The 13,807-nt window shown below is 50.0% G+C and carries 11 protein-coding genes; 4 read left to right on the top strand and 7 right to left on the bottom strand.

All coding sequences use genetic code 11. The features are described from left to right. Positions 1-40: 40 nt before the first annotated feature. The gene (locus AWQ24_RS08725) at positions 41-1,180 is read right to left on the bottom strand and encodes a tetratricopeptide repeat protein (RefSeq protein WP_065716580.1); all 1,140 of its coding nucleotides are present in this window, start codon (positions 1,178-1,180) and stop codon (positions 41-43) included. A 170-nt stretch (positions 1,181-1,350) separates the two neighbouring features. Here AWQ24_RS08725 and dnaX point away from each other — a divergent pair, with 170 nt between their 5' ends. Both dnaX and gcvT read left to right on the top strand, forming a co-directional pair. Further along, a complete protein-coding gene (gene dnaX / locus AWQ24_RS08720; protein WP_065716579.1) occupies positions 1,351-3,990 on the top strand; it encodes a DNA polymerase III subunit gamma/tau in 2,640 nt (879 codons plus the stop codon). Positions 3,991-4,034: 44 nt separating this feature from the next. After that, the gene (gene gcvT / locus AWQ24_RS08715) at positions 4,035-5,126 is read left to right on the top strand and encodes a glycine cleavage system aminomethyltransferase GcvT (protein ID WP_012307315.1); all 1,092 of its coding nucleotides are present in this window, start codon (positions 4,035-4,037) and stop codon (positions 5,124-5,126) included. Between the two features lie 8 nt (positions 5,127-5,134). Here gcvT and AWQ24_RS08710 read toward each other — a convergent pair whose 3' ends face one another. The 5 genes from AWQ24_RS08710 to AWQ24_RS16445 form a co-directional block, all read right to left on the bottom strand. Continuing rightward, on the bottom strand, positions 5,135-5,743 hold the full coding sequence (locus tag AWQ24_RS08710; protein ID WP_065716578.1) for a TerD family protein: 609 nt from the start codon (positions 5,741-5,743) through the stop codon (positions 5,135-5,137). Between the two features lie 21 nt (positions 5,744-5,764). Further along, the gene (gene prfC, locus AWQ24_RS08705) at positions 5,765-7,381 is read right to left on the bottom strand and encodes a peptide chain release factor 3 (protein WP_065716577.1); all 1,617 of its coding nucleotides are present in this window, start codon (positions 7,379-7,381) and stop codon (positions 5,765-5,767) included. Between the two features lie 41 nt (positions 7,382-7,422). Further along, on the bottom strand, positions 7,423-8,187 hold the full coding sequence (locus AWQ24_RS08700) for a PD-(D/E)XK nuclease family protein (protein WP_065716576.1): 765 nt from the start codon (positions 8,185-8,187) through the stop codon (positions 7,423-7,425). A 65-nt stretch (positions 8,188-8,252) separates the two neighbouring features. Next, entirely contained in the window at positions 8,253-8,840 is a 588-nt protein-coding gene (locus AWQ24_RS08695; RefSeq protein WP_065716575.1) for a DUF4087 domain-containing protein, read from the bottom strand. Positions 8,841-9,038: 198 nt separating this feature from the next. Next, on the bottom strand, positions 9,039-9,572 hold the full coding sequence (locus AWQ24_RS16445) for a DUF29 family protein (protein ID WP_232318794.1): 534 nt from the start codon (positions 9,570-9,572) through the stop codon (positions 9,039-9,041). Positions 9,573-9,845: 273 nt separating this feature from the next. On the opposite strand from AWQ24_RS16445, the gene leuS reads away from it, so the two are divergent. Next, positions 9,846-12,404, top strand: coding sequence for a leucine--tRNA ligase (gene leuS, locus AWQ24_RS08685; protein ID WP_065716574.1), 2,559 nt, complete (start codon positions 9,846-9,848; stop codon positions 12,402-12,404). 184 nt (positions 12,405-12,588) lie between these two features. On the opposite strand, the gene AWQ24_RS08680 is transcribed toward leuS, so the two are convergent. After that, positions 12,589-12,840, bottom strand: a complete 252-nt coding sequence (locus tag AWQ24_RS08680) for a hypothetical protein (RefSeq protein ID WP_062434491.1) — start codon at positions 12,838-12,840, stop codon at positions 12,589-12,591. A 359-nt stretch (positions 12,841-13,199) separates the two neighbouring features. Between AWQ24_RS08680 and pyrR the strand changes: the two genes are divergently transcribed. Further along, entirely contained in the window at positions 13,200-13,733 is a 534-nt protein-coding gene (gene pyrR / locus AWQ24_RS08675) for a bifunctional pyr operon transcriptional regulator/uracil phosphoribosyltransferase PyrR (protein ID WP_065716573.1), read from the top strand. Positions 13,734-13,807: the final 74 nt, after the last annotated feature.

Here is a 13,807-nt window from a genome sequence, read left to right as displayed (position 1 = left end):
AGAACAATGGAGATGGGGACAGAGCAGTGGCCGCGCTTAATTATTCAGCCCAAGGATCTGTCGGTAGCGGTGAGGACGGGGCATTGAGCACTGCTTCGATGGCCTCTAAACGCTCCTGGGCCTGGGCAAAATCCGGCGCAAGATGCAAGACGCGACGGTAGTTGATTTGGGCGTTTTCTAGTTTGTTGAGTTGTTCGAGGGTGAGGCCCCGCTGGTACCAAGCTTCGGTGAGGTCTTCTTGCAATTCGATGGTGGTATTCCAGCTCTTGAGGGCCGCTTGCCACTGTTCAAGGGCCATGAGCACATAACTGTGATCGCGCCAAATGAGAACGTTATCGGAGGCTAACAGAATTGCTTGTTTGAGAGATTCGAGGGCTTGGTCATATTGCTTGAGGCGACCAAAGGCACTGCCCCGGTTATGCCACACGGCCGCGATAGTTGGATTAAGTTCAATTACCTCATCCCAGGCGGCGATCGCCCCGGCAAAGTCCCCCTGATCGGCTTTTGTCAGACCAGCCTGAAATAAGGCCTCGATTGTTTGAGTGGTGTCCTCGGTCGTGGTTTCTTGGGTGAATTCCTCTGGTGCCTCTTGGGTTGGCGGTTCTGATGCTTCTGGATTGATCGTTTCCGGAGTTTCAGGCAGGGGCTCCGCCATCATTTCTGCTTCGGGGGTGACAACTGGCTCTGTTACTTCTGGGGACGCTTCTTGGGGTTGTGCTGATGTTGGGGTATTTTCTGGGGCCACTTCTTGCTCAGCGAGTTGATCGGCACCAGCATATTCCCAAATTTCAATGGCGATTTTTCCGCGTCCGGTCACTAATTGTTGCCCTGTATCCCCGAAAGCACGGGCGAAACGCTGTAGCTTTGGTGAGTTTTTAAAGGCATTACTGATATAGAGCAGTCGTGTGCCAACCTGTTGTTGTTGGGGGGGTTGTGCCTGTGCTAGTATTTGCGTACTGTAGCGTTCTAACCATGCTTCCCAGGCGGTGACTTTACCGCGAATCCCCAAATCAGCGATAAATACTTCTAGGCGATCAGGCTGCCATCCCCGCGAGATTCCCTGGAGGAGCTGCGCCAATAAAAATTCAAAATCTGCGTCGGTGAGGGGGGGAAGGTCTACGGTGGGTGTTTGGCCCCGACCCTGAGAGGGAGAAAATAGCTTTTTTAACCAACCCGCCATATCCTTAATAATCCTTTTGCTTGCTCTAGTCGTTCTTGTACTCACCCATTTTATGTTGTTAACCCCCAGATATTAGACATTGGACGTTAGATATCGATTCTTTATCGTTGCTGCTGGATCCATAACTGTTTACTGATCGCCGTCCTTTACCGAATTTTTCGTTGTTTCCCATGGCCTACGAACCGCTCCACCACAAATATCGTCCCCAGACTTTTGCGCAGTTGGTTGGCCAAGAGGCGATCGCCACAACCTTGAGTAATGCCCTCGAACAGCGACGCATTGCCCCAGCCTATTTATTCTCAGGGCCACGGGGAACAGGGAAAACCTCCAGTGCGCGGATCTTGGCTAAGTCTCTAAATTGTCTAAATGCAGCCCAACCGACGCCCCACCCTTGCGGCGAGTGTGAAGTTTGTCGGGCGATCGCCAACGGGTCAGCCTTAGATGTGATTGAAATTGACGCCGCGAGTAATACGGGCGTTGATAATATTCGCGAACTCATCGAGCGATCGCAGTTTGCCCCAGTGCAATGTCGCTACAAAGTTTATGTAATTGATGAATGTTTAACCGGAGATACTTTAGTCACTACTCGCAAAGGGTTAATGCGGCTTGATGATCCAAATCTTAAGGGTCAGGACGTTTTAAGTTTTTCTGAAACGACGGGTAATTGGGAATATAAAAAAGTTCTCCGTTGGCTCGATCAAGGGCAAAAACGAACCTTAACGATCAAAACTGCCAATAGAAAAATTCGTTGTACAGATAACCATTTAATTCGGACAGAACAAGGATGGGTTCAAGCCAAAAACGTCGTCGCCGGAATTAAAATCCTCTCTCCCACACAACAAGTTAATCAATGGACTACAAATTTCGAGACAGTTGAAGCCGTCACATGGGGCGAAATTGACTCTGTTTACGATATTGAAGTTGAAGAGAATCATAATTTTGTCGCTAATGGGCTATTGGTTCATAACTGCCATATGTTGAGTGTGGCGGCGTTCAATGCTCTATTGAAAACCCTCGAAGAACCCCCTGCCCACGTTGTATTTGTCCTGGCAACAACGGATCCCCAAAGGGTTTTACCAACGATTATTTCCCGTTGTCAACGGTTTGACTATCGACGCATTCCCCTCGATGCGATGGTCACCCACCTACGGAAAATTGCCCATTTAGAAAATATCGATATTCCCCTCGAATCGGTGACGTTAATTGCGCAAATTGCCAACGGAGGGTTGCGGGATGCAGAAAGTTTATTGGATCAGCTGAGTTTGTTGTCCGGTGAAATTACTCCTGATAAGGTCTGGGATTTAGTAGGGGCCGTGCCGGAGCGGGATCTATTGCAATTACTCCAGGTGATTCACAGCAATGATCCAGAGGCAGTTATTCAACAATGCCGGAGCCTGTTAAACCGAGGTCGGGAACCCCTGGTTGTGCTGCAAAATTTGGCGAGCTTTTATCTAAATTTGCTCATTGCCAAAACTGCCCCCCAACGGGGAGATCTGATCGCTGTGACCCAACCGACTTGGGAAATCCTGTGCCAGGAAGCCAACCAGTGGGAGCTTTCCACCATTTTGCAGGGACAGCAACACCTCAAAGAAAGTGAATATCAACTCAAAAATACGACCCAACCGCGTCTGTGGTTAGAAATTACCCTGTTGGGATTACTTCCCGCTGCTTTTGGACAGACCCAAACTACTCGAACCGCGACCACTCCTTTAAATACTCAGATCAATCTACAAACGCAGCCTACCGCGACACCGCCGACTTCTCCGCCACCTCCACAGGACATCCCCCATCCCTTTGGGGAAACACCCCCTGCAACCAATGGCCACGGCTCTGGAACGCCCCCCTCTCCGGTAGACACTCAAGTTCACCAAGTTCCTCCCAAACCCGAAGTTCCCCAAGTTCCGGCCCCTGTACCAGAAGCAAAGGCGATCGCCAAAGCGCCACCGTCCCAGGATGTAATCCCTCCAACGGTTCAGCCCACCGAGCCACCCCCTTTATCACCGTCACCTCCTGCAACCACCAGCCCGACAATTTCGGCCCTGGAACGGGAAGAATTGTGGCAAGGCATTGTGCGCCAACTGCCCCTGTTGAGCCAGTCTTTGTTTCGAGACCATGGCAAACTGCTCCAGCTTACGGATCACAGCGCTCTCATCGGCATTAAAAGCGCCAACTTACTCAAAATTGCCAAAAATAAAACCCTCCAGCTTGAGGCGGCCTTTGAGAAAATCTGTGGCAACCCCCTTAAGGTGACCTTACAAGTGGGCCATGGTTTAGAAAATGGCCAGGGAGGAACATCAGTAACCCCGATTTTATCTACGCCTGCACCAGCACCAACAGTTATTTCTCCGGCGCAAAATCCTATCGAGATGCCTCCGCCCCCGGTTGCGGAAACCCCGCAGCCCATGGCCCCACCGCCCCTAGGGTCGCCAACCAAACCAGCACCAGATCCAAAACTTCCGGAACCAACACCAACGGCGCACCGCAAAGCGGATCTCGGAGAGATCACCCCGCCAGCCCCAGCGGTTCCTCCCCTCGTTGAGTCAGCATCAGCGTCTGAACCCACAGCCACAGCAGAGATCCCAGAAACGACCGATGATATTCAGGCGATCGCCCAACAGTTTGCAGAATTGTTTGACGGAGAGGTGATCGAACTGACTCACTTTGTCCCCCCAGAAGAAACGGACGTGCAGGTTGTGCTTCCTCCCGAACCCGAAAAACCCCCACCACCTGTTCCCGAACCGCCGACCATCCCCGTTGTTCAAGGTCGTCCACCCGTGCCAGTGGCCCCAGACGATGAGATTCCGTTCTGAGAACCTCGTATCATTGATGGTGATGTCTCTTGGATGAAGCCCCTATGACTTTACAGCGCACGCCCCTCCATGACCTCGCCATTGCAGCGGGTGCCAAATTTGTACCGTTTTCCGGTTGGGAGATGGCCGTGCAATACAAAGGCCTAAAGGTGGAGCATCAGGCGGTGCGCACAGAGGTGGGAATGTTTGATATTTCCCACATGGGCAAGTTTCAGTTGGCTGGGGAAAACCTCATTGCAGCCATGCAAAAACTGGTGCCTTCAAATCTGGCACGACTTGCTCCCGGTCAAGCGCAATACACAGTGCTACTCAATGACCACGGCGGCATCATCGATGATGTGATCTATTATCACCAGGGCGATCGCCAGGGCTTTTTGATTGTGAATGCGGCCACCACCCAGAAGGATTGGGACTGGTTAACGCACCATTTGACAGCGCAGGGGATCACTTTAACCGATGTCTCCCAAGAAAATATCTTGCTGGCGATCCAAGGCCCCCAGGCGGAGAAAGCCTTGCAACCTGTTGTGGAAAATTTAGATTTGGCGACCCTAAAGCTGTTTAACCACGGCCAAGGACAAATTTTCGGGGAAACGGCTTTTATTGCCCGGACTGGCTACACTGGCGAAGATGGCTTTGAGGTGATGGTCGCGCCGACAGCAGGGAAAAAACTTTGGAGCGCTTTAATCGATGCGGGGGTGATGCCCTGTGGTTTGGGAGCACGGGATACGCTGCGACTGGAGGCCGGGTTACACCTCTATGGTCAGGACATGGACGACGACACAACCCCTTTGGAAGCGGGTTTGGGGTGGCTGATCCACTGGCAAGAAAAAGATGCGTTTATCGCTAAGGATATTTTGCAGACCCAAAAAGCAGCAGGTGTTCAACGGCGTTTGGTGGGCCTAGAGATGCAGGGGCGCGGTATCGCCCGCCATGACTATTCTGTTCTCGTCAATGGTGAAGCAGTGGGCCTTGTGACCAGTGGTACGATGTCCCCCACCCTCGAAAAGGCGATCGCCTTAGCTTATCTCCCGTTGGAATTTAGCAAAGTAGGTCAAGCTGTCACCGTAGAAATCCGCGGGAAACAGTACCCAGCCCAGGTGGTGAAAAAACCTTTTTATCGTGCCAGCAAAAAATAGCTGATCAGTTAGCGATATTTTTTGAGCAGATTTTCAGAATCCTGGGGGTCAAGGCCATCACCAAGGGCAGTCATGGCCCAGCCATTTTCCTCCCGACGTAACTCGGCCATCAACATCCCCGTTTTGCCTTGGTAGGTTTCCCCAGACAGTTTGTAATGGGCGATCTCTTGGTTGTTGCTCAGGTCAACGAGGCGCACGAAGGCATTTTTAATCTGGCCAAATTCCTGGCCCCGTTGTCGGCCTTGGTAAATGGTGACGGTAAACAACAGACTCTGGATCGTCGCAGGCACCTGCTCTAAATCGACAAAAATTTGCTCGTCATCCCCTTCGCCGGCGCCAGTGAGGTTGTCCCCTTGGTGGGCGATCGCCCCGGATTTGTGATTAAGATTGGCGTAATACACAAAGTCACTGGCACTGTTGAGTTTCCCTTGGGAATCTAAGCACAGAACCCCGGAGTCGAGGTCAATGCTACCGGCGGGCTTTTTAAAAATGCCGAGAAAACCGCCCCCTGAATTGCTGGTTGCCATGTCCCAGCCGAGGCCAAGCATCACTTTCTTGAGGCCAGGGGCTTCTTTTTTGAGGGAAATGCGGTTGCCTTTTTTCAGTTGAATTGCCATGGGCTTTTACCAAGCGAAACATCATTTAACAGAAGAACCAATGGGGGCGATCGCCGACAATTTTAGGTGCGGATGATCCCCTTGAATTTGGTGAAGATTCCACTCATTTTTAAAGAGAATCACTGGCCGTTCCCAGAGATCTTTGACGATCATCGTATTAAAGATTTTGCCCGCTTTTTCCAGGGCTTCCCAACCATTGGTGACCCAACGCGCCACACTATAGGGGATCGGTTCGAGCTTGCTATCTACGCCATATTCGCTTCTGAGACGATGTTGCACCACCTCAAATTGCAGTTGTCCCACCGCTGCAAGGATGGGTTCCCGCTTAAATTCATCGGCGGAATACATGATTTGCACGGCGCCTTCCTCCTGGAGTTCCTTCACTCCTTTTTGGAATTGTTTAAACTTCGAGGGGTTCGGATTTTTTAAATAGGCGAATAGTTCCGGCGAGAAGCAGGGAATGCCTTCATATTCCAATTTTTTGCCGCAATAAATCGTATCGCCAATGGCAAACACCCCCGGATTGTTCAAACCAATTACATCCCCCGCATAGGCTTCTTCGAGGGATTCGCGGCCCTGGGCAAAAAGCTTCTGGGGACGAGATAGACGCACTGTTTTTCCGGTGCGGGCATGGCTGACGGTCATATCCTTTTCAAATTTCCCGGTACAGACTCGCACAAAGGCAACGCGATCGCGGTGTTTGGGATCCATATTTGCCTGGAGCTTAAAGACAAACCCAGTAAATTCCGGGTAAGTCGGTTCCAAATCACCGAGGCTAGAAGCACGGGGCTCCGGCTTCAAGGCATATTCTAGGAACGCACTGAGGAAAAGTTGCACCCCAAAATTGGTCATTGCACTGCCAAAGAAAATGGGGGTTTGTTTGCCTGCGTGAATCGCTTCTAGGTCAAAGTCGGCACCAATTTCTTCGAGAATTTCTAATTCTTCCTGGAGTTGCTCGTAAAGATCTGCCTCTAAAATACCTGCGAGGGCCGGATCATCAATTTTATAAACGGTTTCCGTGGCGGCCTTGGTGCCGTGGGCTGTCCGTTCAAATAGATGCACTTCCTTTAACCGTCGGTCATAAACTCCCTGAAATCTGTCTCCCATGCCAATGGGCCAATTTACCGCATAGGTTTGCAGACCCAGTTCCTGTTCAATTTCATCGAGGAGTTCTAGGGGTTCCCGCCCCGGACGGTCTAGCTTATTGATAAAGGTAAAAATGGGCAGCGATCGCAGTTTGCAGACCTCAAATAATTTACGGGTTTGGGTCTCTAGACCCTTGGCCGCATCCACCAGCATTACCGCATTATCCGCTGCTGCGAGGGTACGGTAAGTATCTTCACTAAAGTCTTGGTGACCAGGGGTATCCAGCAGATTAATTTGATAGCCGTTATATAAAAATTGCAGCACCGTCGAGGTAATGGAAATCCCCCGTTGTTGTTCCATCTCCATCCAGTCAGAGGTCACTTTGCGCTGTTCCCGGCGGGCTTTGACGGCCCCGGCTTCGTGAATGGCACCTCCGTACAACAAAAGTTTTTCGGTGAGGGTGGTTTTACCTGCGTCCGGGTGGGAGATGATCGCAAAATTCCGTCGCAATCGGACGGCTTCTTCTAGCTCTGTGTGCAATTCTGTCGCCATAAATCTGGTCTGGGGTTTGTGCTTCTGGATGAATGGTGCGTCTACAATTGTACTGCTTCAATCTCCCCCAGAAAGTCCTCTAGGCTTTTCCCGCTGAGAAAATCCAAGGTTTCAGCCCTAGACAAATGCTGGTGGGGTGGGCAATGGGGACAAATTTGGCGATCGCCATGGTGCAAAGGCGTACCGTCTTGAAAGTATTGCTCTAAATCCCGTTGCAGTTGGGTCAGCAGGGCGACCAGTTCAGTGTGAATGTGCTGATGCCAAGTCTGATCATATTGAAACGTCAGGGATTGGGGCGGTTGCCCTGGGGCGATAAACCAGTAAGTCATCGCGAGTTGCTCCGGCGGATAACCCGTGGTCTCGGCCATGACATAAAGATAGAGCTTCGTTTGCCAGTGGTCTTTTAGATCATCGCTTTGACGGGGTTGACGGTAGGTTTTCCAGTCGTAAATTTGGAGGGTATCAGCACCAAAATTGATCCAATCGCAAATAATCGTGAGCAGGAAATCGTCCATCATCAGGGTGCGGCGGTATTCGGCGGCAGTTTGTTGCTGTTGGTCGAGGAGTTGGGGTTGGGCGGTGAGCAGGGCTTGGAGACTCTGGTGGAGATTGGGGTCGGTGGTAATTTGCGCTGGGGGCAAGCCTAGCTGGAGTTGTTGCATCGCCTGGTGAAACCGGATGCCCCATTGCTGATTTTCCAGATAATTGGGGTTGTTGGGGGCCGTCAGTTGCTCTAGGTAAAGGGCTTGGAAGGCTGGCGGGCAGCGTTGGAAGCGTTCGAGGTGGGCTTGGGATAGATAAAACATGGAAAATTTGAAGGTTTTTTGAGGGCGATCGCCTTTCCCCTAGATTACAAAATCGGACATGAATTTTAAGGGAAAAGATTTGCCCAGCGATTGAGGGCTGGATCCTGCTGACAAATGGCGATCGCCTGGGCGCGCACATTGTGGATGTCATTGATCGTGCCTGTTGCTGGGTTTGCCTGCACATCCATACAAGCGCAACCATAACCGTAACTGCCGACATTGGTCACCACCCACTGATCCGGCGCAAAATTCGGCCAGTCCCAATCTGTTGCTACCTGGTGTCCCCCTTGAACGCCAATGATCCATTCCCGGTCGGCATCATAGAGAGAAATATTGCCTGGGGTCGGATTCGAAAACCAGCCACAGCGGGTTTCAAAGCTGGTGGAGGTTTGAGCAATGGGTTGTGGCGGCGATTGGGGTTGTGTCTGGGGTTGCGGTTGCGGCGGCCTTGATGTTGCGATGCCGCCACCTGTGCCTATTTCAGCAACGCCTTCATCACTAGCCCCAGAACGGGTTGCCGTATTGGTTGGTGGATCTTGGGCGGTCACGTCTTCTGTCGGGGGCGTTTGCGGATCAGATCCAATGGTTACTTCACAGGCGCTTAAACCCAACAACACAGCGACAATCCCTAGCCGATAAATGTGCTTCACCATGGGTAATCTTCTCCAACATTTCCAGTGATTGACGAAAAACTGTCTATTTCAAAAAGTGATTCCCTAATTATCTAGCATCACCTGAGTTTCTTTCAAATAATTTTTTACTTAATTTTTGGAAATCAAGAAGATTAAAGATTCAAGTTTTTTAAATTATCAGATAATACTTGACTAGACTGTAAATATAAAAAAAACAAATCACGCCTTGCCTAAAATAACAAATATCGACCAAGGACATTCTTTTGGTAGTTGGCGTACAGCAGCTTTATTTTCTTTTTTAAGAATTTTGATAGCACCTTGGTAAGCTGATTTTAACTGGATCTCCATTTCTGCTGGGTCTAGCTCCTGGGAATCTAGCATTTTGATTGCTTGGATTTTCTTACGGGTAAAATCAATAATGACCTTCAGGTTATCAAGATCTGGGTCAAGTCTATATTCTGACTTTAATAAAGCGACCAATAAAACTTGTAAATATTGCTGCAATTCTTGCTGTTTTAATATCGCTGATTCATCCTGGGCAAACCACTGATCTAATTGGTCTTTTGCGGCGGTTCGATGTTCTGGTTTGATATGTTGAAAAAATGTTCCAAGGGTAACAATGAGAGCACTAAAATCATCTCCATAACCCACCACTGGCAGAAAATCGGTGACCGCATCCAGGGGCATGATGAAATAAGCCAGTACCGCAATGATCGCCCCTTTGATCTGAATCGGTGTTTCTGGATCTTTCAAGCAAAAGTACAAAACCAAGGCATTTTCCAGGATCGGCTTGCCGATGTTACGGGGTTGTTTCTTGATCTTTGCCCAAAAGGAAGGTTCATCAAATTGGCGATCGCTTGGCGACATCTTTTCTCCTGTGGCCCTATTGTCCATTGTGCCCGATCTTTTTCCGAGGCGAGAATAAAGGCGATCGCCTACGGAAAAATCCTCTTCTTTTCTGGGCAGCAACCCACCCATTCGGAGGTTAAAATAAGCCACTGACCCTTACAACACGGAGAACCAAGAGTGGAAACGCGATACAGTGCCGCTGATATTGAAGCAAAATGGCAACAACAATGGTTAGCGCTCGGCTTAGACAAAACCCCTAGCCAAAGTGACAAGCCAAAATTTTACGCTCTGTCGATGTTTCCCTATCCCTCCGGCAAGCTCCACATGGGTCATGTGCGCAACTACGTGATCACCGATGTCATTGCCCGCTACAAAAAAATGCAAGGCTATCGGGTGCTCCATCCCATGGGTTGGGACGCCTTTGGATTGCCCGCAGAAAATGCTGCCATTGATCGCGGTATTCCGCCCGCAAAATGGACTTATCAAAACATCGCTCAAATGCGCGAGCAGCTTAAACAGTTGGGCCTTTCTATCGACTGGGATCGGGAAGTCGCTACTTGTTCGCCAGACTATTACAAATGGACGCAATGGCTCTTTTTGCAATTCTACAAAGCCGGTCTCGCCTACCAAAAAGAAGCTGCAGTAAACTGGGATCCCATCGATCAAACGGTTTTGGCGAATGAACAGGTAGACGCAGAAGGCCGTTCCTGGCGATCGGGGGCGATCGTTGAGAAAAAACTACTACGCCAATGGTTCCTGAAGATCACCGACTACGCCGAAGAACTTCTTCAGGATCTCAACACCCTGGATGGTTGGCCAGAGCGAGTGAAGTTGATGCAGGAAAATTGGATCGGCAAATCCACTGGAGCCCACCTAGAATTTCCCGTCGTGGACAGTGATGAAAAAGTGGCTGTCTTTACTACTCGCCCGGATACGGTATTTGGAGTCACCTACGTTGTCCTCGCGCCGGAACATCCCCTTGTCGCAAAGGTGACAACCTCTGAACAACAAACCGCCGTGGATGCGTTTATCGCTGAGGTAAGCAAAGAAAGCGAGCAGGATCGTACCGCAGATGATAAGCCAAAGAAGGGCGTTGCGACCGGGGGCCTGGTGACCAATCCTTTCACGGGGGAAGCAGTGCCCATTTTAATCGCCAATTATGTGCTGTACGAATATGGGACAGGGGCGGTAATGGGGGTTCCGGCCCACGATAGCCGTGACTTTAAATTTGCCAAGGAGAATAATTTACCGATCAAAGCGGTGATTATCCCGGAAGAAAGGGATGCCACCGCAGCACTAACGGAAGCCTATACCGAGCCTGGAATTATGGTGAATAGCGGCCAGTTTGATGGCTTAGTTTCTACCGAAGGGAAAAAGGCGATCGCCAAATTTGCCGCCGAAAACGGTTTCGGTCGAGAACAAATTCAGTATCGCCTGCGAGATTGGCTGATTTCTCGACAGCGGTATTGGGGCTGTCCGATCCCGATGATTTACTGTGATGACTGTGGTGTGGTGCCTGTGCCGGACAGTGATCTCCCCGTTGTATTGCCCGAAGATGTGGAATTTTCGGCGCGCGGTGGTTCACCCTTGGCTCAGATGGCCGACTGGCAGGCGGTGGACTGTCCCTGTTGCGGGAAAGCAGCCCGCCGGGAAACCGACACGATGGATACTTTTATTGATTCATCTTGGTATTTTCTGCGCTATACCGACGCGGGCAATACTGAAAAACCCTTCGCCCTCGATCCAGTCAACGATTGGATGGCCGTGGATCAGTACGTGGGCGGCATTGAACACGCGATTCTCCACCTGCTCTACTCCCGCTTTTTCACAAAGGTGGTGCGCGATCGCCAACTGGTGAGCGTAGATGAACCCTTTAAGCGTTTGTTAACCCAGGGAATGGTGCAGGCGCTGACCTACAAAAATTCCCGCACGAATAAATATGTACCCGCTGATCAAGTTGATCCCAATGATCCCAAAGATCCAGAAACCGGCGAACCGCTCACAGGCTTCTACGAAAAAATGTCGAAGTCGAAATACAATGGCGTCGATCCAGCGTTGGTCTTAGACAAATACGGCGCAGATACGGCGCGGATGTTCATTCTCTTTAAAGCGCCCCCCGAAAAGGATCTCGAATGGGACGATGCTGATGTGGAAGGGCAATTCCGCTTTTTGAACCGGATTTGGAATTTAGTCGCTAGCTACGAAGCGGCAGAAACTAGCGTTAAAGCGACAGGCGAACTGTCTAAGGCAGAAAAAGATCTGCGCCGGGCCGTGCACACTGCGATCAAAGAAATCCAAGAAGACCTCGAAGGGGACTACCAATTTAATACGGCGATCGCCGAACTGATGAAGCTCAATAACGCGATCAAAGACGTGAAATGCGTGGATTCTCCTGTGTACAAAGAGGCGATCGAAACGCTGATTTTACTACTGGCTCCCTTTGCGCCCCACATCGCCGATGAACTTTGGTCAAATCTCGGTCACAGTGAATCGATCCACACCGTTCCCTTCCCACAGTTGGATGAAGCGGCCCTGACAGTGGACGAAATTACCATCGTGATCCAGATCCTCGGTAAAACCCGGGGGACAATCCAAGTACCAGCAGGGATTAGCAAAGCGGATCTAGAGAAAACTGCCACAGCTTCCGACATTGCCCAACGCTATATTGCGGGCAAAGAAATTAAGAAAGTGATCGTTGTCCCGAACAAATTGGTGAACTTTGTGATTCCTAAGTAATCGGCCAAATTGATTTGTAAGGAAATAGAGGGTGCCGTGAAAGTTAGCTCACTGGCCCTCTTTTTTTATGGCGATTTCTGTGGCTAATTTCCTCACTGAGCATAAAAAAACTCTCCCTTAATCCACAACAATGACGGGGAGAGCCTCAAAAGCTCAATGGAATTTTTTTAAAAAGAAGACCCACTTAACCCGTTGTCGCAGCGGCAGACAAATGCTCTGGCATCGGGACATTGGCGCGATAGTGGGGATCAATCCAAGCTTTGGGGAGCGATTCCCCCGAAGGGAAAATAAGTTCAGCTTTCGGATAAAATTCCGGATCTTGCATTTCTTCCCCGGCATGGGCACGGGCCCAAACTTTCGTTTTGAACGGATCCCATAATTCGGGCAGGTTCAGCACTTCGATCAAGACCTGTTCTGGGGCGTGGTTGAGAAACATTGGAAACCTCCGTGGCAACTTCAAAGTGGTTGAGGTGCAACAAGGCTCAGGCGTGTCTGGGATTTATCGACAAAATCTACGTTTCATTTAAGGTTAATCAGCTTAATATCTGGCCTAAGCCCAGGATTGATTAAGTAAAAGGCGATCGCCTTTCGGCAGCAGCTTTTATCTTATTTGCTAGGTCAAAAAGCAGAAAAATCGAGCGTTACTGCCCCCTAATCTACCTCTAGCATGGCATTTCCGCCGCTAAAACGCCGTGCTTTATGAATTTTTCTAACGGTTACAGCCCCGTCTCTTGTTGATTCCCATCGACCCGAAACAAGCTCTACAATGGCAATACTTTTGCTTAGAATGAGCCCATGACAAAGAGCGTCATCGAAATTTTATCCGCCGAAGAGATGCGTCGCACCATCACCCGTCTCGCCTCACAAATTGTCGAAAAAGCGGGGGATTTGACTGACTTAGCCTTGCTGGGAATCCATACCCGTGGTGTTCCCCTTGCTGAAAATATCGCCAAGCAAATTGAAACCCTCGAAGGCATTGCGGTGCCCGTCGGTGCCCTTGATATCACGTTTTATCGCGATGACCTCGACCAAATTCGGGTACGCACACCCTCAAAAACAGATATTCCCTTTGATCTGAATGGCAAGAATCTCGTCCTGATTGATGATGTGATTTATAAAGGTCGCACCATCCGCGCCGCCCTCAATGCCGTGAATGATTATGGTCGTCCGGAAGTGATCCGCCTAGCGGTTTTAGTGGATCGGGGTCACCGCCAACTGCCGATTCAGCCAGATTTTACCGGGAAAAAGCTCCCCACCGCCAAAGACGAAAAAATTAAAGTTTATCTCCAGGATTTAGATGGCCGCGACGCTGTAGAACTGATCAAGTAGGCTCAAATAGGCAATAAAAAAGGTGCATCAAAAGTTTTACGACACACCTTCTCGCTTTATTTCAGTAAAAAATC

The organism is Picosynechococcus sp. PCC 8807 (assembly GCF_001693295.1).
Classification (GTDB): Bacteria; Cyanobacteriota; Cyanobacteriia; order Cyanobacteriales; family MRBY01; genus MRBY01.
Note: the sequence above shows the minus strand (reverse complement) of the source record. Positions and strands in the feature narration are given on the sequence as shown.

Excerpts from the sequence above, each read along its gene's own strand:
- AWQ24_RS08700 (WP_065716576.1), bottom strand. The coding sequence starts at position 8,187 with ATGTTTTATCTATCCCAAGCCCACCTCGAACGCTTCCAACGCTGCCCG.
- AWQ24_RS08725 (WP_065716580.1), bottom strand. The coding sequence starts at position 1,180 with ATGGCGGGTTGGTTAAAAAAGCTATTTTCTCCCTCTCAGGGTCGGGGC.
- prfC (WP_065716577.1), bottom strand. The coding sequence starts at position 7,381 with ATGGCGACAGAATTGCACACAGAGCTAGAAGAAGCCGTCCGATTGCGA.
- pyrR (WP_065716573.1), top strand. The coding sequence starts at position 13,200 with ATGACAAAGAGCGTCATCGAAATTTTATCCGCCGAAGAGATGCGTCGC.
- dnaX (WP_065716579.1), top strand. The coding sequence starts at position 1,351 with ATGGCCTACGAACCGCTCCACCACAAATATCGTCCCCAGACTTTTGCG.
- AWQ24_RS08710 (WP_065716578.1), bottom strand. The coding sequence starts at position 5,743 with ATGGCAATTCAACTGAAAAAAGGCAACCGCATTTCCCTCAAAAAAGAA.
- AWQ24_RS08680 (WP_062434491.1), bottom strand. The coding sequence starts at position 12,840 with ATGTTTCTCAACCACGCCCCAGAACAGGTCTTGATCGAAGTGCTGAAC.
- gcvT (WP_012307315.1), top strand. The coding sequence starts at position 4,035 with ATGACTTTACAGCGCACGCCCCTCCATGACCTCGCCATTGCAGCGGGT.
- AWQ24_RS08695 (WP_065716575.1), bottom strand. The coding sequence starts at position 8,840 with ATGGTGAAGCACATTTATCGGCTAGGGATTGTCGCTGTGTTGTTGGGT.